Origin of the sequence: Halomonas chromatireducens (assembly GCF_001545155.1) — a bacterium.
Taxonomy (GTDB): Bacteria; Pseudomonadota; Gammaproteobacteria; order Pseudomonadales; family Halomonadaceae; genus Halomonas; species Halomonas chromatireducens.
The window spans coordinates 2,853,741-2,874,235 of record NZ_CP014226.1; the positions used below are offsets into that span (position 1 = coordinate 2,853,741).

The window sequence follows — 20,495 nt, forward strand, 5'->3', positions numbered from 1 at the left end:
ATGCGCTGGGCACCACCCCCGGTGGCGAAGTCACGACAGGCCCCGTAACGACGAGGCCGCTTCCGGCGAGCGAGCGCATTATACCAGCCACCCCGCCATGGCGTATGCGCAATAAGGCTGACGTACGGCCCGACTCCCCCTGCCATCCCGACCGGCTTACCGGTAAGCTTGCTGTATGAGCACCCTCTATCTCTTGCACAAGCCCTACCGCATGCTTTCCCAGTTCACCGACCGTGAGGGCGGCGAAAGAGGGCACCGCGCCACCCTGGCCGATGTGATCGACGTGCCAGGCATCTATGCCGCCGGCCGGCTCGACTATGATTCGGAAGGCCTGCTCCTTCTCACCGATGATGGTGCGCTGATACACCGCATCAGCGACCCACGCCACAAGCAGCCCAAGACCTATCGAGTGCAGGTGGAGGGAAGTCCCAGCGAAGCCTCGCTGCGGGCGCTGTGCCATGGCGTAAAATTGAAGGATGGCATGACGCGACCGGCCCGGGTGCGACGACTGGAAGAGAGCGGGCTACCGCCACGCGCGCCGCCGCTGGACCCCAAGCGCCACCCGGTGACCAGCTGGCTGGAGCTGACCATCAGCGAGGGGCGCAACCGCCAGGTGCGGCGCATGACCGCCCATGTGGGCCATCCCACCCTGCGACTGGTGCGCGTCGCCATCGGCCCATGGCAGCTCGACGGCCTGGCGCCGGGAGAGTGGCGCCGGGAGATCCTGCACGCCCCACGCACCGCATCGCGGCACATGCCTCGCCGCAAAGGAGGTCACCGATGAGCCGCTGGCAACCCTATGTCACCGTGGCCACCGTCGTGGAGCGCGCCGGCTGCTTCCTGATGGTGGAGGAAGCCCCGGATGGCGGACAGACGCTCTTCAACCAGCCCGCCGGCCATCTCGAGCCCGGCGAACGCATCCGCGAAGCCGCCCTGCGCGAACTGCGCGAGGAGAGCGCCTGGCAGGTCGGCATCACCGACTACCTGGGGCTCTATGTCTACGAAGCGCCCGGCGGCCAGACCTTTCACAGCCACGGCTTCTTCGGCATGGCCCTCGCCCACCTGGGCAATGAGCTGGACCCGGCGATCATTGCCGTTCACTGGCTCACTCTGGAGGAGATCGAAGCGCTGGATCGCCAGGGCCGGCTGAGAAGCCCCCTGGTGCTGCGCCGCATCCGCGACGCCCTGGCCAGCCGTTTTTATCCCATGGACGTCATCCACGAATGCTGAGCCAGCGCTAACCAGAGCATCCTTCGCCGGGGCAACTGACGGCGCCAGTCGCGACGCATAGTCGGGGCGCCGAACCGAGCGCTCCAACAAGGCCGGTAGTTGCTGCTTACCATTTCATGACCAGCCGATAGAGCGCCGGAATCACCAGTAGCGTGAGCAGGGTCGAGGCGATGAGCCCCGAGATGATCGCCCAGGCCATGGGCGGCCACAGCGTGGACTGGGTCAGGGTCAGAGGCACCAGGCCGGCAACGGTGGTGGCCGTGGTTAGCAGCACCGGCCGGGTGCGCCGAGCGACCGCCCCGACGACCGCATCGTCCAGGGGCATGCCCTGCCTGCGATTGGTATTCATCACGTCGATCAGCACGATGGCATTGTTGACCACGATCCCCACCAGGGCGACGACGCCCAGCATGGCGGTGAAGCCGAACGGCTGCCCGGTCAGCCACAGGCCGGGAATCACGCCGATGGCCGCCAGCGGCACGGTGGTCAATACGATGCCCAGCTGGCGGAAGGAGTTGAACTGCGCCAGCAGGAAGACGACCAGCAACAGGATGCCGAATGGCAGGGTCTGGAACAGCGCCGTATTGGCATCCCCCGCCGACTCGGCCGCCCCACCCACCGTGTAGGTCACTCCCTCCGGCAGCTCGAGTTCCGCCAGCCGCGGCAATAGTCCGTCCAGCACCCCGGCATAGGTCTGGCCATCCGCCACCTCGGCCAGCACGGTGGTCATGCGGCGCAGGCCACGATGCTGGATCACCGCCGGCTGCCATGTCGTGCGCAGGGCGGCGACCTCGCCGAGAGGCACCGAGTCGCCGTTGTCCGCTGTCAGGCGCAGCCCTTCGAGTGCAGACAGGGGGAAACGCTCACCCTCCGGGGAGCGAATCAACAGCGCCGCGGGTTCCCGCTCGGCGCGCCAGGTGCTCACCTCGATGCCGCGACTGGCACCCGCCACCGCCATGGCGACCTCGCGCCGCGACAGGCCGAACTCGCCGGCACGGGCATCGTCCACTTCCAGCCGCAGCGTGGGCAGCCCTTCACCCAGGGTATGCCGCGCATCCCGCGCGCCCTCGGCACCCCGCACCAGCGCCAGAATGCGCTCTGTGCCTTCGGCGAGCCGGCTGCGCTCCTCGGCGAAGACGCGAATCTCGATGGGGGCGGTGACGGGAGGACCCTGCCCCAGGCGTCGCGCCACCACATCGGCCTCCGGCAACCGTTCCGGGGTAACGTCCCGGACCCACGCCATCAGCGGGGCCAGATCGTCGGCATGCTCTGCCTCGACCACCAGCCGCGCCAGATGCGCCTGACGGGGCTGCTCGACCAGGTTGTAATAGAACCGTGGGCCGCTGAAGCCGGCAAAGAGGTGTACGCCGGTCACCGCCGGCCGCTCACGCAGGTCCGCGGCCAGCACGCTCGCCTCATGGGCGGTGTAATCGAGATGCGTACCCTCGGCGAAGTGCAGGTCGATGACCAGCTGGTTGCGGTCCGTATCGGGAAAGAAGTCGTGGTTGAGCAGTGGCACCATGGCCAGCGCGCCCATCAGCAGGACCACGGCTCCGGCGAGTATGCCGCCGGGCCAGCGAACGGCGAAGCGCCCGATCCGCCGACCGGCGCCTGACAGGCTGCGCCGCTGTGAGCCGCCGCCGGGCTTGAGGATGGCGGCGGCGAAGACGGGGGTGACGAAGACGGCATAGAGATAGCTCACCACCAGGGTCAGCATCACCATCACTGGAATCGCCCGGGTGAAGTCAGCGGTATTGCCGCTGGAAAGCAGCAGCGGCACGAAGGCGGCCAGGGTGGTGCCGGTCGCCGCCAGCAGCGGCGCGGCAAGCTCTCGCACCGAACGCGACACAGCCTCCGCCGCCGAGAGCCCCTGGTCGCGATGCCACTGCAGGTTCTCCACCATGACGATGGCGTTGTCCACCAGCATACCCAGAGCAATCACCATGCCGGCCACGGCGATCTGGTGCAGGATGCCGCCTCCCATGGCATAGATGGCCAGGGCCGAAAAGGTCACCAGCGGCACGATCAGCATCACCGCGAATCCCAGCCTCAGCCCCATGGTCAGGAACAGCAGAACGCCGAGAATGGAAATACCCAGCAGCAGCGAGACGCCGAGTTCGGCCAGCCGCTGCTCCACCCAGCGGGGCTGATAGAACATCTCCTGGATCTGCAGCGGCGCATAGGTGGGGCGCACCTCGTCGAGCAGGCTGCGCAGGGATTCGCCGAATCGGACGGCATTGACCCGCTCTTTGGCGAGAATGATGCCCAGTGCCACGGCGGGCTCACCGTCATGCCAGATCCGCTCGGTGGCGGGCTCCCGTGGCGACAGCCGCACATCCGCCAGCTCACCCAGCGGAATGACGTCCCCACGCCGCGTGCGAATCGGCGTCATGGCCAGATCCTCGAGGCTGCCAAACTCCGTCACCGGGTCGAGCACCACCGAGCGCCCGCCGCTGGAGAGGCTGCCTCCCGAGGACGTCAGGTTGCGGGCAGCCAACTGATCGCCCAGCGCCTGGGCATCGAGCCCGGTCAGTTCCGCCAGGGCATCGTCCCAACTGACGATGACCTGCTGCCCGGGGTCGGCGAGCAGATCGATGCGCGCAATGTCCTTGAGTCGGAACAGATCCCGCCGCAGCCGCTCGGCTGCCTCGCGCAGCTCAAGCAGGTCATCGGAGCCAGTCACCGACAGCACGATGCCGTGGGCGTCGGAGTCCCGATCGCTGATCTCGGCGTCACCCACCCCGTCGGGAAACTTCCTCGACGCCCGATTCACCGCAATGCGGATCTGCTCCCAGGCGGCGTCGGTGTCATAGACATGCTCGTGCATCTCGATGTTGACATGCGCCACCCCCAGCCGCGCCGTGCCAATGAGCTCGTTGACCTCCTCGACCTGGGCCAGCTCCTCTTCCAGCGCGTTGAGCACCAGACGCTCGACCTGCTCCGGCTCCGCGCCGGGATACGGTACCAGCACCTGGCCGAAGCGGTAGGGAAAGAAGGGATCCTCCTGGCGATCCATGGTCAGCCAGGCGGCCAGCCCGATCAGCGCCAGCAGTGCCGTCACGGTCAGCACCAGACGCTTGAAGTGCAGCGTCGCATGCAGCCACTTCATGGCAGTACCCGCACGCTATCGCCTTGCTGCAGGCGCCCCTGGCCCGCCACCACCACCCGGTCGCCGTGAGAGAGCGGGGCCGAGATGGTCACCCAGCCGTCCGCCAGTCGCCCCGGTGCCACCGGCACCCTTCGCACGGTCTCGTCATCCGTCAGGGCCAGCACATAGGGCGCATGCCCCCCGGGGTCCTGCACGGCTGAGAGTGGCACCTGCAACAATGACCTCATGGCAACGGAAAGAGATACCTGCACCGACTCGCCGGGGGCCAGACGCGTGTCGGGATCGAGTTCGACCACCACCGGCACCAGCGCCGAACCGGCTCTCCCCACGCTGCTGATCCGCCCCTGGAAGCGGCCTTCATGCAGCGTCGGCGACACCTGAGCCGGCAGCCCCGCGTTCAGCCGGGCGCCGAGCATCACCGGGACGCGAATCGCCACCTCCACGCCATCGACACCGGAAAGCGCCAGCACCGGTTCGCCAGCGGCCACGAAGTCACCCGCCTCGACAAAAAGGTCGGCCACGTCGGCCGCGAAGGGTGCCCGCAGCGTCATCTCATCGACCTGGGCCCGGGCGTCGTCACGGGAGGCCACCGCCTGCTCCCGGGCCTGGACGGTGGCCTCCCGTTCCGACAGCAGCCGATCCAGCTCCTCCTGGGCGACCAGGTTGCGTTCGCGCAGCGTCCGGGCCCGCTCAACATCCCTGCCCAGCCTGGCCAGATGGGCATCGAGTTCCCTCACCCGCCCCTCGGCTCCGGCCAGGGCAGGCTCCAGGGCCGGATTATGCAGGCGTGCCAGGGGCTCGCCCTTCTCGACACGCTGACCACGCTCCACGAGGCGCTCCCGAAGCACGCCGGCATGCAGGAAAGCCGGCGACACCCGCTCCTTCGGGCGGACGATGCCGGGGAAGCGAATTTGCTCTTCGCCGGCACTGTTTCGCACCGAGCTGACGCGAACGGCAGCCCGAGCATCGACCGTTGCATTCAGCGCTTGACTGGCGGCCGGCGCCCTGTCGCAGCCCCCCAGCAGCGCCAACAGCCCCAGCGCTGCCATTGCCACGCCCACTCTTCGACTATGCCTCATATTATTGTTTTCCTCCTTAACAAACTGGCCGACCAGTCAATTACTGGCGCAAAAAAACTCAGTTCTGCGGCGCGACCCCGGCCATGAAGATCTTCAGGAAATCTTCCAGAAAAGCCTCGTCGCTGCCCATCCCCGGCCAGTGTTGATGATGACATTTGGCCTCGAACCATTGCGTGCAAGTCATCACGAACAGCGCGATCACATGGGTTGGGTTGATGTCCTTACGCAGCAGGCCACGCATCTGGGCCTGGCGAACCCATTCCGCACCCGCACCGACGAGCTGGTTGTCGAGCTCTCCACAATGACTGTCCCCTTCCAGATGGGTCCAGGCGAACAACCGCACTACGCCGGGGTTGTCGCGTAAAAAGTGGAAGTAGGCTTCCACCGAATTCCGCAGAAGCATGGCATCCGGCTCGCCTGCCCCCTCCAGCATGGCCATCTGGCCAGTGTAATAGCGCTCGAAGGCACGATTCTTGACCGCCTCCCACAGCTGTTCCTTGCTGCCAAAATGGTGATGGATAAGGCTCTTGGTAACATCGGCTGAACGCGCCAGCTCACTCAGCTTGACGGCGGAGAAGCCCTGCTCCACGAAGAGGGACTCCGCCGCCTCCATGATGCGCAGCCTGGTCTGTTCGGGATCTCGTGTCGTCGCTGGTTTGTTCATGTTGCCAATTTAATGCTAACTGGCCGACCGGTCAATAAGCTTTGCGCCCTTGCCGCTGCTGCCCGTGACGGGGGATGGTCGAAGCCTCACGGCAAGATAAGGTATAATCCCCGCCCATTTGCGACCCATTCAATCCGAGAGCGCCCATGACCGCCACCCCAGGCAAGGTGATCGTCGGCATGTCCGGCGGCGTCGACTCCTCCGTTTCCGCCCTGCTGCTGCTGGAGCAGGGGTATCAGGTCGAAGGCCTGTTCATGAAGAACTGGGACGAGGACGATGGCACCGAGTACTGCACCGCCAAGGCCGACCTGGCGGATGCCGAAGCCGTCTGCGAAAAGCTCGGCATCCGGCTGCACACCGCCAATTTCGCCGCCGAGTACTGGGACAACGTGTTCGAGCACTTCCTGGCCGAGTACAAGGCCGGGCGTACTCCCAATCCGGATATCCTGTGTAACCGGGAAATCAAGTTCAAGGTGTTCCTCGAATACGCCGAGATGCTCGGTGCCGAGAAGATCGCCACCGGTCACTATGTTCGCCAGGGGGTTCGGGACGGCCAGCCGCGCCTGCTCAAGGGTATTGACATCAACAAGGACCAGAGCTATTTCCTGCATGCCGTGCCCGAGGCCGCCATCGCACGCACCCTGTTCCCGGTGGGCGAGCTGGAAAAACCCGAGGTGCGCGCCGTCGCCGAGCGCCACGGGCTCGCCACGGCGAAGAAGAAGGACTCCACCGGGATCTGCTTTATCGGTGAGCGCCGCTTCCGCGACTTCCTGCAGCAGTACCTGCCGGCCCAGCCGGGGGTGATCGAGACCCCCGAGGGCGACGTCATCGGCGAGCACATGGGCCTCATGTACTACACCCTCGGGCAGCGCCAGGGGCTCGGCATCGGCGGGCTCGCCGACTTCCCCGAGGAGCCCTGGTACGTGGCCGCCAAGGATCTGGAGCGAAACGTGCTGGTCGCCGTGCAGGGCAAGCACCATCCGCTGCTGTACAGCGACAACCTGGCGACCGAAGCGATGGACTGGGTGGCCGGCGAGCCCCCGGCAAGAGAAGGACGCTTTACCGCCAAGACCCGCTACCGGCAGGCCGATGTGCCCTGCTGGATGCAAACCCTCGCCGACGGCGGCGTGGAGGTACACTTCGACGACCCGCAGCGTGCCGTCACCCCGGGACAGTCGCTGGTACTCTACGACGGTGATATCTGCCTCGGCGGCGGCGTGATCCGCGCCACCTGGAAAGCCACGGAGCCAGCCGCATGACTGCAACCCCGATTCACCGAATCCCGGACTCACCCACTGCCCGTCAGGCCCTGGCACTGGCCGGCGTGTTTCAGTCCGCCAGCCTGGTCGACGAGCTGGCACGCACCGGCCAGGTCGAACCGCGCGCCTGGGAAACCCTGATTCGCGCCACGCTGGATACTAACCCCGACAGCTTCGAAGCCATCTATGGTGGCCACCCCAACAACCTGCGCCGCGGACTCGACGTACTGGAAGCGGTGGTGGGTCGCAAACAGTCCAACCCGGTGGTACTGCGCTACGGCTTCACCCTGCTGCTGCTGATGAACAAGCTGCGCCAGGATGACGAGATGATGGCGGGACTGGGCCAGCGCCTGACCCGCATTCAGGGCCAGGCCGAGCACTTCGGTGCCACCCACGAGAATGTCATCGCCAGCCTCGGCGAGGCCTATCAGGAAACGCTGTCGACGCTGAAGACCCGCATCGTGGTACAGGGTGACCCCTCCCTGCTGCAGTCCCGTATGATGCCCGAGCGGGTGCGCGCCATCCTGCTCGCCGGCATCCGTTTTGCCCTGCTCTGGCACCAGCAGGGCGGACGGCGCTGGAAGCTGGTCTTCCAGCGTGGCGCCCTGAAGAACACCCTGGATCAGCTGGGCTGACTGCCCACTTCCCCACTCCTTTACCACCGTACCGGAAACCCGACCATGCAAGCCGCACCCCTGCCACTCTCCGCACTCACCGCCCTCTCCCCTGTCGATGGCCGTTACGGCAGCAAGGCCGAGGCACTGCGCGAACACTTCAGCGAATTCGGCCTGATCCGCGCCCGGGTCGTCGTCGAGGTCCGCTGGCTCCAGCGCCTGGCAGAGCAGCCAGGGATCACCGAGGTACCGCCACTCTCCGCGGAAGCCACCGCCTTCCTCGACGCCCTGCTGCGCAACTTCTCCCTGGGAGACGCCGAGCGCATCAAGACAATCGAGCGCACCACCAACCACGACGTCAAGGCGGTGGAGTACTTCCTCAAGGAGAAGATCGAGGGCCAGCCGGAGCTGCATGCCGTCACCGAGTTCGTACACTTCGCCTGTACCAGCGAGGACATCAACAACCTCTCCTACGGAGTCATGCTCACCGATGGCCTGAAGAGCCTGCTGCCGGTAATGCACCAGGTCGCCGACGAAGTGGCACGCCTGGCGCATGAACACGCCGCCCAGCCGATGCTCTCCCGCACCCATGGCCAGACGGCAAGCCCGACGACCCTGGGCAAGGAGATGGCCAACGTCGCCTATCGCCTGCGCCGCCAGCTCAAGCAGATCGAGAGCGTCGAGATCCTGGGCAAGATCAACGGCGCGGTGGGCAACTACAACGCCCACCTGGCCACCTACCCCGAAGTGGACTGGGAGGCCAACGCCCGTACCTTCGTCGAGGGGCTGGGGCTGACCTTCAACCCCTACACCACCCAGATCGAGCCCCACGACTACATCGCCGAGCTGTTCGATGCGGTGTGCCGCTTCAACACCATCCTGATCGACTTCGATCGCGACGTCTGGGGCTACATCTCGCTGGGCTACTTCAAGCAGCGTACCGTCGAGGGCGAAATCGGCTCCTCGACCATGCCCCACAAGGTCAACCCCATCGACTTCGAGAACTCCGAGGGCAACCTGGGCCTGGCCAACGCAGTGCTCGGCCATCTGGCGCAGAAGCTGCCGATCTCACGCTGGCAGCGCGACCTCACCGACTCCACGGTGCTGCGCAACCTGGGAGTGGGCCTGGCCTACGGCCTGATCGCCTACCAGGCGGCACTCAAGGGCATCTCCAAGCTCGAGGCCAACCCGGCTCGCCTGGCCGAGGATCTCGACGCCAGCTGGGAGGTGCTCGCCGAGCCGATCCAGACGGTGATGCGCCGCTACGGCATCGAGAAGCCCTACGAGAAGCTCAAGGAGCTGACCCGGGGCAAGCGCATCGACCAGGCCGGCTTTGCCGCCTTCATCGACACGCTGGACCTGCCGGCCGAGGTCAAGAGCGAGCTCAAGGCGCTGACGCCGGCCACCTATATCGGCAACGCCGAGGCTCAGGCCAGAAGGCTCTGAGGCAGTTGCAACGGTTTATCGGAGACGCGCATTGGTAAAACTCAACAGGATCTACACCCGTACCGGGGACAAGGGCGACACCGGGCTCGGCGACGGCAGCCGCGTGGCCAAGCACGACCGTCGCGTGGAAGCCTTCGGCACCGTGGACGAGACCAATGCCACCATTGGCCTGGCCCAGCTGCATGCCGAAGGCGAACTGCAGCAGATGCTGGCCACCGTGCAGAACGACCTGTTCGACGTGGGCGCCGACCTGTGCACGCCGGAACAGGAAGACCCGACGTATCCTCCCCTGAGGGTCACGGCAACCCAGGTGGAGTTCCTTGAACGCCAGATCGACGCCATGAACGCCGATCTCGCCAGCCTGCGCTCCTTCATCCTGCCGGGGGGAACCCCGTTGGCCGCTCACCTCCACCTGGCCCGCACCGTCGCCCGGCGCGCCGAACGCCTGGTCACACTGCTGATGATCGAGCAGCCGGTGAACCCCGAGGTGCTGCGCTACATGAACCGCCTCTCCGACCTGCTGTTCGTCGCAGCCCGCAAGGCCAACGACAACGGCGCGGGTGATGTGCTGTGGGTACCCGGTGCCAACCGATGAGCTTTCTCGAGGAAAACAGCATGGGCAGTGCCCCCCCCCTTACCCTGCTTGGCGGCCTCTCCCCCGCCGAGTTCCTGCGCGACTACTGGCAGCGCAGGCCGCTGCTGATCCGCGGTGCCTTTCCCGACCTTGAGTGCCCGCTGGAGCCCGACGAACTTGCCGGGCTCGCCTGCGAGGAGGGCGTCGAATCCCGCTTGGTGGAGGAGCACGGCGCCGAAGGCCCCTGGCAGGTGAGCCACGGCCCCTTCGACGAGGCCACCTTCTCCAGGCTGCCCGAGCGCAACTGGACGCTGCTGGTGCAGGCGGTGGACCACTTCGTCCCCGAAGTGGCCGAACTGCTCGAGCACTTCGACTTCCTGCCGCGCTGGCGCCTCGACGACATCATGATCAGCTACGCCCCCCCGGGCGGTAGCGTCGGCCCTCACGTGGACCAGTACGATGTCTTCCTGCTCCAGGGCAGCGGGCAGCGTCGCTGGCAGCTGGGCGGCAAGGTCGCCGACGATGCTCCCATCCTCGACGGCATCGACCTGCGCATTCTCGAGCGCTTCTCGGTGGAGGCCGGCGCCGACTGGGTACTGGAGCCCGGCGACATGCTGTACCTGCCGCCGGCCTGGGCCCATCACGGGGTCAGCGAATCCAGCGACTGCATGACCCTCTCGGTGGGCTTTCGCGCGCCATCGGCGGACGAGGCGATCACCTCCTTTGCCGACTACCTGGGGGAGCAGTTACCCCCCTCGCTGCGCTATTCGGATGCGGGGATGACCCCACCCTCCGACCCGGCGGAACTCGACGATGCCGCTGTCGCCCGCATGCGCGCACTGATTCTCGACACGCTCGACGACCCGGCTCAACTGGCACAGTGGTTCGGTCGTGTCATGACGCAGCCCAAGTACGTCGACCAGCTCGTGCCCAGCGAGGAGCCCACCGAGGTCGAAGACCTTGTTGCTGCACTACAGGACGGCGAGGAACTGGTCCGCAGCCCTGGCTCTCGCTTCGCCTGGCGGACAGACGGCGACCGGACGACGCTCTTCGTCGATGGCGACGGCATCGACTGCCCCCTGCCGCTGGCACGCGCCCTGGCCGACATCACGCCTATCGATGCCGACCTGCTTGAACAAGAAGGCGCGGCCGCCCTGCTCGTCGCCCTGGTCGACGCGGGCAGCCTAGGCTGGGCCGAGGAATACGAGGAGGAACAATAGCATGGCCGATATCCAGATACTGGATGGCGACTGGGACCAGCTGGGGGAGGTCGCCTCCGAGATACGCCGCGTGGTGTTCATCGAAGAGCAGCAGGTGCCGTGGGAAGAGGAGTGGGACGGCCGTGACGGCGCCTGCCGCCACTTCCTCGCCCTGCGCCATGACATTCCCCTGGGCACCGCCAGGCTGCTACCCGATGGACATATCGGCCGCGTCGCCGTGCTGAGCGAGGCCCGCGGGCTGGGCATCGGCGCGGCCCTGATGGAAGCCACCATCGAGGCAGCCCGCCATCTGGGCCATGAGCAAGTGGAGCTTGCCGCCCAGACCCACGCTCTCGATTTCTATGAGCGCCTCGGCTTTACCGCCTACGGTGATGAATTCATGGATGCCGGTATTCCGCACCGCAACATGCGCCTGGCACTGCGCTGACCTCATCATACCGGCCGGACACAGTGCCGGAATTCGACTACAGGAATCGCCCCCTCCCCGCAGCTCTTGTAGTCGAGTTACAACCCTCTCTCCCCCCAAGTGTCAATTGCGAAACCCCCGGCTCAAGGCGCATAGTGGTACCAGGACGAAATTAAAACGAACGTTCGGTAATCGCCAAATGATGGCTATTCCAACAGATGTTTTCTTTTCGTGATCGGTTCGACCAAGGCCGTAGAGACATCTCTTCTTCCCTGGTGGAACCTGACATCACTTCGCAGTTGCAGCATATCGCGCCCCTCCCGGCGAGATGCCGCAAGCGAGCGATCGACAAGGCAGCGATACGCCTCATACGGCAGTCGAGGCCGATCACTACACCTCTGATCGGAAGGATGGTACCCATGTCCTACAAAGACGACATCAAGGCTCTGGCTCAACTGCGCGAAGCCCAGCAAGGCAAGTGGGCGAGCATCAGCCCCGAGAACGTGGCCCGGATGCGTGCTCAGAACCGTTTCCAGACCGGCCTGGACATCGCCCGCTACACCGCCAAGATCATGCGCGAGGACATGGCCGCCTATGACGCTGACACCGCTCAGTACACCCAGTCCCTGGGTTGCTGGCACGGTTTCATTGGCCAGCAGAAGCTGATCTCCATCAAGAAGCACTTTGGCACTACAAAGCGCCGCTATCTCTACCTCTCCGGCTGGATGGTCGCCGCCCTGCGCAGCGAATTCGGCCCGCTGCCCGACCAGTCCATGCACGAGAAGACCACCGTGTCGGGCCTGATCGAAGAGCTCTATACCTTCCTGCGTCAGGCCGATGCATGGGAGCTGAACCACCTGTTCCGCGATCTGGAAGAGGCCCAGAAGGCCGAGGACAAAGCCCGCGCCGACGAGCTGATCGCCAAGATCGACAATCACGAAACCCACGTCGTGCCGATCATCGCCGATATCGACGCCGGTTTCGGCAACGCCGAGGCGACCTATCTGCTGGCCAAGCAGATGATCGAGGCCGGTGCCTGCTGCATCCAGATCGAGAACCAGGTCTCCGACGAGAAGCAGTGCGGTCATCAGGACGGCAAGGTCACCGTGCCCCATGAAGACTTCCTGGCCAAGATCAACGCCGTGCGCTATGCCTTCCTGGAGCTCGGCGTCGAGGACGGCGTCATCGTCGCCCGTACCGACTCCCTGGGTGCCGGCCTGACCCAGAAGATTGCCGTGACCAAGGAGCCGGGTGACCTGGGCGACCAGTACAACAGCTTCCTGGACGGCGACGAGATCACCTCGGCTTCCGACATCGACAACGGCGACGTGGTCATCAAGCAGAACGGCAAGCTGGTCAAGGTCAAGCGCCTGGCCTCAGGCCTGTTCCAGTTCAAGCCGGGGACCGGTGAGGACCGCGTGGTGCTGGACTGTATCACCAGCCTGCAGAACGGCGCCGACCTGCTGTGGATCGAGACCGAGAAGCCCCACGTCGGCCAGATCGCCGCCATGGTCAACCGCATCCGTGCGGAAGTACCGGATGCCAAGTTGGTCTACAACAACTCGCCCTCCTTCAACTGGACCCTGAACTTCCGCCAGCAGGTATTCGATGCCTGGGAGAAGGAAGGCAAGGACCTGTCGGCCTACGATCGCGCCAGCCTGATGAGCGCCGAGTACGACGACACCGAGCTTGGCAAGCTGGCCGACGAGTGGACCCGCAACTTCCAGCGTGACGCCGCACGGGAAGCCGGTATCTTCCACCACCTGATCACCCTGCCGACCTACCACACCGCGGCCCTGTCCACCGACAACCTGGCCAAGGGCTATTTCGGCGACGAGGGCATGCTGGCCTACGTGGCGGGCGTACAGCGCCGCGAGATCCGCGAGGGCATCGCCACCGTCAAGCACCAGGACATGGCTGGCTCCAACATCGGCGACGACCACAAGGAGTTCTTCCACGGCGAAGCAGCACTGAAGGCTGGTGGCAAGGACAACACCATGAATCAGTTCGGCTGATCACCCTTTGCAGTAGAACGACTGGAACCCTTGGGAGGCCTCGCGCCTCCCTTTTTTGTGGGTGGCAGCCATCTTCATGGCGACTACCCTTGATTACATCAGGCAAACTTGCACATTGTTTGACCGCTTCCTCTCTATACTACAAGGCACTAGAACAGCTCATACTGGTCAAAGGATCGATGACTGGGTAAGCTAGTTAGCAAACAGCGTTTCCATAACAAGGCGGTATCGAGAACGGGCAGGAAAGCCCCCACCGTGCTGCTCCCCAGGAGGTTTTTCATGAAGCGTCTTCTTCCCGTACTGGCCCTTGGCGCGTTGACCCTGGCGGGCTGTGCCAATACCGCTCCCATGGGCGGCGACGTCTACCGGGGCAGCCAGGCACAGACCAGCCAGACCGTGACATTCGGCACCATCACCGCCCTGCGCCAGGTCCAGATTCAGGCTGACAGTCGCCTGGGCGGGGCCATCGGCACCGGTGGCGGCGCCGTGGTCGGTGGCCTGCTGGGCAGCCAGGTAGGCGGCGGCTCCGGCCGACAGCTCGCCACCGTTGCCGGCGCACTTGGCGGTGCGGTGGCCGGCACCGCGGTGGAGGAGTCCGCCAACCGGGTTCGCGCCTGGGAGATGGAGATCCGTCGTGACGATGGCCAGAACATCGTCGTGGTACAGAAGGCCGATCGGCAGTTCCAGACCGGACAGCGCGTGCGCATGATCGGTAGCGGTGCCAACGTCAGCGTGGCGCCATACTGAGCGACGCCACGCCTGGGAGCCGATGGCGACTTCGGCCCCACCAACCAGAAGGCCCGCGGCATTTGCCGCGGGCCTTCTGTCTTTCAGTATGCTGTCAAGTGGCTCGGCTCAGTGGAAGTTGGCCCTGCCCATCGCCCAGCAGACGACTTTCTTGGCGATCAGCGCCAGAATTGCGATCACGATCACCGTCAGCAGCATGTCGACCGGACGCACCAGGGTGGTCGCGCCCAGGATCGCAAGCGCCACGCTCCAGATCCAGCGGTTCTCGTCGCCGCTCTTGATGATGCGAGGCAGCACCTTGTTCAGGCCAGCGCTGACGGAGTCATCCCACTGCTTGATACTGAAGAACAGGATAAGGGCAAAGGCGATCAACCAGATCACGATTTCGGTCATGCGACGTGCTCCACGGAAGGTTGGTGTAGGGTCCGAAAAAAGGAATCCCGCTAGGGTAGCCTCGGTTCCTTGAGTACGCAACACGCCAAATGGCGTGAATGCTGTTCAGGATACTGTGCGAGATCCTGAAAATTGTCCCGCCCCCCTGACAGCCCGGGGATGGCGCGTTACCATGGTTCGTACATGCACTCACCGAAAGGTTAATCAATGCAGATTGCGCAGAACTCTGTTGTCGCGTTCCACTACACCCTGACCAATGATGCAGGTGAGGTGCTGGACAGCTCGGAAGGTCGCGAGCCGCTGACTTACCTCCATGGCGCCGGCAATATCATTCCCGGTCTGGAGAAGGGGCTGGAGGGTCGCGAGAGCGGCGAGAAACTCAATGTCACCGTTGCCCCGGAAGAAGGCTACGGCGAAGTGCAGCCGCAGCTGGTTCAGGAAGTGCCGCGTGATGCCTTCCAGGGTGTCGAGGCCGTGGAGCCGGGCATGCAGTTCCAGGCTCAGACCCAGGGCGGCCCGCTGATGGTTACCGTGACCAAGATCGAAGGCGATACCGTCACCGTCGATGGCAACCACCCGTTGGCCGGCCAGAAGCTGAACTTCGACGTCGAGATCGCCGACGTGCGTGAGGCCAGCCAGGAAGAGATCGAGCACGGTCACGTGCATGGCGAAGGCGGCGTCGAGCACTGAGCCGACTTCACCAGCGCGGGCCGCTATAGCACGCAGCTTTGCTGATAGCGAAGGGGCAGCCCCACGGCTGCCCCTTCGTCATTCCTGGCCGGGTGATCGGAGCGCCACCAGGGTCCGGTAACCGCCCCACAGCCGCGTGGCGGTCGTCACCAGGCACGCCATGGCAAAGAGCGTGGCCAGCAGCGCAAAGTGAGTCGGAAAGAGGCAGAAGAGGACGAAAGCCAGAACCGTCTCGGTACCTTCGGTCAGCCCGTGCAGATAGTAGAAGGCCTTCTGCTGGAACCTTGGCCGCTCCAGTCCGTGGCGAGTCGCCATGATGGCAAAGGCCAGGAAGGAGGTTCCGGTGCCGATAAAGGCGAACAGCAGAAATGCCGCTGCCAGGGCGTTGGCCTCCGGATCGGCCAGGGCAAATCCCAGCACCACGGCAGCGTAGAAGACGAAGTCGAGGCCGATATCGAGAAACCCACCGGCATCGCTTTCCTGCCCCGTCATCCGTGCCAGGGCGCCGTCCAGCCCATCGCCCAGGCGATTGAGCAATATGACCACCAGCGCCGGCAGATACCACTCCAAGATCAACAGCGGCAACGCCAGCATGCCGACCAGGAAAGCCCATAGCGTTACCTGATCGGGGCGAATCCGACGCCTTGCCAGCCTCGCAGCCAGGCGGTTCAAGGGTCCTTGAGCCAAAGGCATGGTCCAGCGATCCAGCATCTCAGCTCCTCATGTCCCGAGTTTCGTTCTCGGCCTGCCGTGGTGCCACCGGCGTTCGCGCCCCTGCCGAGTCACTCCGCCGCCAGGCGAAATAACGCTCAAGCCAGCCCAGCACCCGCTCCGGCTTGTGGGCATTCTTCCACACCCCGGCGCTGGCCTTGGCCGCCTCCGACCAGGTGGGATAGGGATGCACCGTTCCCAGCAGCTTGTTAAGGCCGATCCCGTGCGTCATCGCCAGGGTGAACTCCGCCAGCAGTTCACCGGCCCCATGCCCCACCACCGTGGCGCCAAGGATACGATCCTTGCCCGGCACCGTGAGAACCTTGACGAAGCCTTCCGTCAACCCTTCGGTAATGGCCCGATCCAGCTCGGAGAGGTCATAGCGCGTCACCTCAAACTCGGTGCCCTGCGCCCTCGCCTCCTTCTCGCTGAGCCCCACCCGTGCCACCTCCGGATCGGTATAGGTGACGGCCGGCAGCGCCCGGTAGCTGACCCGGAAGCGCTTGAACTCACCGAACAGGGCATTGACCGTGGCGTGCCAGGCCTGGTGAGCGCTGGCATGGGTCAACTGGAAGGGGCCGGCAACGTCGCCACAGGCCCAGACATTGGGCAGCACACTCTGCAGGCTCTCATCCACCGCCAGGGTACCATCCTTGCGGGTTTCCACCCCCAACGCCTCCAGGCCCATCCCCGCCACATTGGCCGCTCGCCCCACCGCTACCAGGAGCTCGTCGAAGTCGAGCCGCTCGGTCAACGTCTCGCCTGTCGAGCTCTCTCGCTCGACCACCAGCACGTGGCCCCCCTGCTGGCCGGCACCCGCCTCCACCCGGACAGCCCGGGTGTCGAGCCACAGTGACAGGCCTTCGGCCTCGAGCCGCTGACGCAGCGCCGCAGCGGTGTCAACATCTTCCCTCGGCAGCAGCTGGCTGCCCATCTCGACCAGGCTCACCTGGCTGCCCAGGCGGGCGAAGCTCTGTCCCAGCTCACAGCCGATAGGCCCGCCCCCCAGCACGACGAGGCGGCCAGGCAGGGTCTCGAGTTGCCACAGGTTGTCCGAGGTCAGCACCTCGATATCGCCAAGCCCTGGGAGGTCGGGCACCCGAGGACGCGCCCCGCTGGCGATGATCACATGGCGGGTAGTGAGCACCCGCTCTCCCTCCTCGCCCGTGACCTGCACCCGCCATGGGTCCAGCAGGCAGGCCTCGCCGGCAATCACCTCGACTCCCAGCCCCTCGTAGCGTTCACGACTGTCGTGGGGCTCCACCTCGCGAATGGCATGATGGACATGCCCCATCACTTGCGTGAAATCCACCCGTGGTTCTCCAGCATGAATACCGTACCGTGCTGACTCACGCACTTCACTGGCGACACGGGCCGCGCGGATCAACGCCTTGGAGGGCACGCAGCCGGTATTCAAGCAGTCGCCGCCAAGCCTGTCGCGCCCCACCAGTACGCCCCGCGCCTTGCCCGCCGCCGCGATATAGTTTGCCACCAGGCCCGCGGAGCCGCCGCCGATGACCACGATGTCATGATCGAAGTGCGCCGGACGGTCGTAGCGGCTCGCCAGCCGGCGACGCTTGGCAACGGCCACCACCCCCCGCGCCAGCCAGGGGAAGAGGCCGATGAGCACGAAGGAGCCAAGCAGGCCCGGCGACAGGATGCCGGAGAGGCTCTCCAGGTTGCCCAGTTCCCGGCCGGCATTCACGAATACCGCCGTGCCCGGCAGCATGCCAAGCTGACTGACCCAGTAGAAGGTCCACAGCCGCATCCGCGTCAGCCCCATCACCAGGTTGATGACAAAGAAGGGAAACAGCGGAATCAGGCGCAGCGTGAACAGATAGAAGGCGCCCTCACGTCGAATACCGGCATTGATGCGCTCGAGCTGCGGGGCGAAGCGTTTTTCCAGGGGGCCGCGGGCCAGGGTCCGGGCCAGCGCCGCCGCCAGGGTGGCGCCGATGGTGCTGGCGAAGGAGATGATCAGCAGGCCCCAGCCGAGGCCGAAAAGCGCCCCGCCGAGTACCGTGAGCAGGGTGGCACCGGGCAACGATAGCCCTGCCATTACCACATAGAGCACGAAGAAGCCCCCAATGACGGTGACAGGGTCATCGGCCAGCCACGCATGGAAGCGGGCCTGTTCGGCCTTGAGGTTCTCAAGGGTCAGGAAGTCAGCTGCCCCGCTGAGAAAAAAAGCCCCTACCCCCAGGACGATCAGTGCCACCAGTATCAGACGTCGCTTTGCCACCTGCTCCACTCCCTTGATTCATCGAGTCGTTGTATCGAGTCGTACGGTCCTCTTGCGTCGGCGCCCGCCCGCTATCCTTACACGGCTTCTACACGATCCGGTAATCTCGCGGTAGACGGAACCCCGACGATGAGCGCACCCTCTAAGGCTGACATCCCCCTGCTACAGCGAGTGCACCATAATGAAAATGCCACTGAGGTTCCCATGGCTGATTCCTGCGCTAGTGCCACTGGCAATGGCCAGCCCCGCCCTGGGCGATGACGCCGAGGCTACCGCCACGGCCATCTTCGGCGGTGGCTGCTTCTGGTGCGTCGAGGAGGCCTTCGACAAGGTGGAGGGTGTCGTCGCGACCACCTCGGGCTTCAGCGGCGGTCATGTGGAAAACCCCACCTACGAACAGGTGGTTGGCGGCGGCACCGGCCACGCCGAGGTGGTAAAGGTGGAATATGAGCCCGACCAGGTCGATTATGCCACCCTGCTGCATGTGTTCTGGCGCAACATCGACCCCTTTGCGGTGGACCGACAGTTCTGCGATCAGGGGGAAGCCTACCGCAGCGCCATCTTCTATGGCAGCGAGGAGGAGCGCGAGCTGGCCGAGAGCACCCGCGACGAGCTGGCCGAACGGTTCGAGCGCGACATCGCCACCGAGATCGCTTCCTTCGAGTCGTTCTATCCGGCCGAGGAGTACCATCAGGATTACTACCGCAAGAACCCGGTGCGCTACCAGTACTACAAGGCCGCCTGCGGCCGTGAACGACGCCTGGAAGAGGTCTGGGGCACTGAAGCCGGCGGCCTCGGCCAGCCCTGAGCCAGCTCGGCCAGTGGTCGCCTCAGCCGGCAACGCCGAGGGGCTGTACCACGCGCTCCCGACGCCATAACCAGACGGCGATGCCCAAGGTCACGCCGAGCAGCAGCCAGGAGCCCAGCACCACGCCGGACCAGCCCGCGTATTGCCAAAAGGGCTCCAGCCAGGCGCTACCCAGGCTGGCACCCACGTAATAGAAGACCAGATAGAGCGCAGAGGCGCTTCCCCGGGCCTTCTCGGCATGGCGGCTGACCCAGCTCGAGGCCATGGAGTGGGCCAGGAAGAAGCCCACGGCATTGATCGTCAGCCCGACGATGATCCAGGGCAACGACGCCGACAGGGTGACCAGCGTTCCCCCCAGCAGGATCAGGATGCCCAGCACCATGCACAGCGGCTGCCCCAGGTGGCCGGCCAGCCGCCCCGACAGCATGGAGCTCAGGGTGCCGCCCAGGTAGGTCAGGAAGATCATGCCCAGCAGACGGGCGCCCAGGCCGAACGGCTCATCGGCCAAGCGGAAGGTGATGTAGCTGTACTGGTTGATGAAGATCAGGAAGTTGATGCCACCGAGCAGATAGGCCGCCAGCAGCAGCGGATGGCGCAGATGTGCTGCAATGTCTGTCAGCGCACCGCGCAGCTCGAAGCGCCGGGTCGTGAACGCCCGCGCCCTCGGCAGCAGTTTCCAGAACAGGGCAACGCCGACCAGGGTGAGCAGGCCCACGGACAGAAAGCCCGCGCTGGCACCGCCCAGCTCTCCCGCCCCGCCGCCGATCAGGCGGCCGCCGATGCCCCCCAGGGTGTTGGCACCGATATAGAGCCCCACCGCCGAAAGCAGCGCGGGGCGGTCGAACTCGTCCCCCATCCAGGCAATGGCCACCGCCGGAAGACCACCGAGCAGGAACCCCTGTAGCGCGCGCAACGCCAGCAGGCTCTCGAAATTGGGCGCGAAGGCCAGTGCCAGCGAACAGAGCCCCGTCAGCAGCAGCGTCACCCGCATGATGGTATCGCGACCGATGGCGTCCGACAGCGGGCCGAAGACCAGCAGCGCTCCCGCCAGGGCCAGTGTCGAGATCGACATGATCAGGCTGATGCCCAGCGTGGAGACGCCATAGGCCTCGCGCAGCTCCGGCAGCAGCGGCTGTGGGGCATAGAGGTTGACGAAGACCAGGAAGGAGCCCAGGCAGAGCGCAAGGGTGGCGCGCCACCAGGCGGGGGTACGTGCGGTGATCATGCGATGTCCTGCAGCGATGGCTTGTCGGGCATGATCGCTTGCGGCCTATAATAAGGCAAACAG

At 65.2% G+C, this 20,495-nt stretch carries 19 protein-coding genes; 12 read left to right on the forward strand and 7 right to left on the reverse strand.

The annotated features are described in order from the left end of the window. Positions 1-175 precede the first annotated feature (175 nt). Both LOKO_RS13205 and LOKO_RS13210 read left to right on the forward strand, forming a co-directional pair. Complete coding sequence (locus tag LOKO_RS13205) at positions 176-784, forward strand: pseudouridine synthase (RefSeq protein WP_066450233.1); 609 nt, start codon at positions 176-178, stop codon at positions 782-784. Continuing rightward, positions 781-1,230 (forward strand): NUDIX domain-containing protein, encoded by a 450-nt coding sequence (locus tag LOKO_RS13210; RefSeq protein WP_066450236.1) that lies wholly within the window; start codon positions 781-783, stop codon positions 1,228-1,230. Before LOKO_RS13205 ends, LOKO_RS13210 begins: the two co-directional genes overlap by 4 nt. Before the next feature lie 106 nt (positions 1,231-1,336). Here the strand turns inward: LOKO_RS13210 and LOKO_RS13215 are convergent, their stop codons facing one another. The 3 genes from LOKO_RS13215 to LOKO_RS13225 are packed head-to-tail and all read right to left on the reverse strand — an operon-like array spanning position 1,337 to position 6,082. Next, positions 1,337-4,339: an efflux RND transporter permease subunit gene (locus LOKO_RS13215; protein ID WP_066450239.1), complete on the reverse strand. Its 3,003-nt coding sequence runs from the start codon at positions 4,337-4,339 to the stop codon at positions 1,337-1,339. After that, on the reverse strand, positions 4,336-5,418 hold the full coding sequence (locus LOKO_RS13220; protein ID WP_083517583.1) for an efflux RND transporter periplasmic adaptor subunit: 1,083 nt from the start codon (positions 5,416-5,418) through the stop codon (positions 4,336-4,338). The genes LOKO_RS13215 and LOKO_RS13220 overlap by 4 nt, the downstream gene beginning before the upstream one ends. Positions 5,419-5,476: 58 nt before the next feature. Further along, positions 5,477-6,082 (reverse strand): TetR/AcrR family transcriptional regulator, encoded by a 606-nt coding sequence (locus LOKO_RS13225; protein WP_083517584.1) that lies wholly within the window; start codon positions 6,080-6,082, stop codon positions 5,477-5,479. A gap of 146 nt (positions 6,083-6,228) precedes the next feature. On the opposite strand from LOKO_RS13225, the gene mnmA reads away from it, so the two are divergent. The 8 genes from mnmA (at position 6,229) to LOKO_RS13265 (ending at position 14,363) form a co-directional block, all read left to right on the forward strand. Continuing rightward, positions 6,229-7,341 carry a tRNA 2-thiouridine(34) synthase MnmA gene (mnmA, locus tag LOKO_RS13230; RefSeq protein ID WP_066450246.1) on the forward strand — a complete coding sequence of 371 codons (1,113 nt, stop codon included), beginning with the start codon at positions 6,229-6,231 and terminating at the stop codon, positions 7,339-7,341. After that, positions 7,338-7,976, forward strand: coding sequence for a high frequency lysogenization protein HflD (gene hflD, locus LOKO_RS13235; protein ID WP_066450249.1), 639 nt, complete (start codon positions 7,338-7,340; stop codon positions 7,974-7,976). The genes mnmA and hflD overlap by 4 nt, the downstream gene beginning before the upstream one ends. 60 nt (positions 7,977-8,036) lie before the next feature. Then, a complete protein-coding gene (gene purB / locus LOKO_RS13240; protein ID WP_066452354.1) occupies positions 8,037-9,401 on the forward strand; it encodes an adenylosuccinate lyase in 1,365 nt (454 codons plus the stop codon). 31 nt (positions 9,402-9,432) lie between these two features. Then, positions 9,433-9,996, forward strand: a complete 564-nt coding sequence (locus tag LOKO_RS13245) for a cob(I)yrinic acid a,c-diamide adenosyltransferase (RefSeq protein ID WP_066450250.1) — start codon at positions 9,433-9,435, stop codon at positions 9,994-9,996. 20 nt (positions 9,997-10,016) lie between these two features. After that, positions 10,017-11,195 (forward strand): ribosomal protein uL16 3-hydroxylase, encoded by a 1,179-nt coding sequence (locus LOKO_RS13250; RefSeq protein WP_066452355.1) that lies wholly within the window; start codon positions 10,017-10,019, stop codon positions 11,193-11,195. A 1-nt stretch (position 11,196) separates the two neighbouring features. Beyond that, positions 11,197-11,622 (forward strand): GNAT family N-acetyltransferase, encoded by a 426-nt coding sequence (locus LOKO_RS13255; RefSeq protein WP_066450253.1) that lies wholly within the window; start codon positions 11,197-11,199, stop codon positions 11,620-11,622. A 398-nt stretch (positions 11,623-12,020) separates the two neighbouring features. Then, the gene (locus tag LOKO_RS13260) at positions 12,021-13,616 is read left to right on the forward strand and encodes an isocitrate lyase (protein WP_066450255.1); all 1,596 of its coding nucleotides are present in this window, start codon (positions 12,021-12,023) and stop codon (positions 13,614-13,616) included. A gap of 279 nt (positions 13,617-13,895) precedes the next feature. Further along, the gene (locus tag LOKO_RS13265) at positions 13,896-14,363 is read left to right on the forward strand and encodes an outer membrane lipoprotein (protein WP_066450259.1); all 468 of its coding nucleotides are present in this window, start codon (positions 13,896-13,898) and stop codon (positions 14,361-14,363) included. 108 nt (positions 14,364-14,471) lie between these two features. Here LOKO_RS13265 and LOKO_RS13270 read toward each other — a convergent pair whose 3' ends face one another. After that, positions 14,472-14,756 (reverse strand): hypothetical protein, encoded by a 285-nt coding sequence (locus LOKO_RS13270; protein ID WP_066450263.1) that lies wholly within the window; start codon positions 14,754-14,756, stop codon positions 14,472-14,474. A gap of 207 nt (positions 14,757-14,963) precedes the next feature. Between LOKO_RS13270 and LOKO_RS13275 the strand changes: the two genes are divergently transcribed. Continuing rightward, the gene (locus LOKO_RS13275; RefSeq protein ID WP_066450276.1) at positions 14,964-15,446 is read left to right on the forward strand and encodes an FKBP-type peptidyl-prolyl cis-trans isomerase; all 483 of its coding nucleotides are present in this window, start codon (positions 14,964-14,966) and stop codon (positions 15,444-15,446) included. A gap of 78 nt (positions 15,447-15,524) precedes the next feature. On the opposite strand, the gene LOKO_RS13280 is transcribed toward LOKO_RS13275, so the two are convergent. Both LOKO_RS13280 and LOKO_RS13285 read right to left on the reverse strand, forming a co-directional pair. Beyond that, positions 15,525-16,157, reverse strand: a complete 633-nt coding sequence (locus tag LOKO_RS13280; protein WP_066450279.1) for a CDP-alcohol phosphatidyltransferase family protein — start codon at positions 16,155-16,157, stop codon at positions 15,525-15,527. A gap of 1 nt (position 16,158) precedes the next feature. Then, complete coding sequence (locus LOKO_RS13285; protein WP_083517733.1) at positions 16,159-18,399, reverse strand: FAD-dependent oxidoreductase; 2,241 nt, start codon at positions 18,397-18,399, stop codon at positions 16,159-16,161. A gap of 181 nt (positions 18,400-18,580) precedes the next feature. On the opposite strand from LOKO_RS13285, the gene msrA reads away from it, so the two are divergent. Beyond that, positions 18,581-19,207 carry a peptide-methionine (S)-S-oxide reductase MsrA gene (gene msrA, locus LOKO_RS13290; protein WP_066450282.1) on the forward strand — a complete coding sequence of 209 codons (627 nt, stop codon included), beginning with the start codon at positions 18,581-18,583 and terminating at the stop codon, positions 19,205-19,207. Positions 19,208-19,229: 22 nt separating this feature from the next. On the opposite strand, the gene LOKO_RS13295 is transcribed toward msrA, so the two are convergent. Continuing rightward, positions 19,230-20,432, reverse strand: coding sequence for an MFS transporter (locus tag LOKO_RS13295; protein ID WP_066450285.1), 1,203 nt, complete (start codon positions 20,430-20,432; stop codon positions 19,230-19,232). Positions 20,433-20,495: the final 63 nt, after the last annotated feature.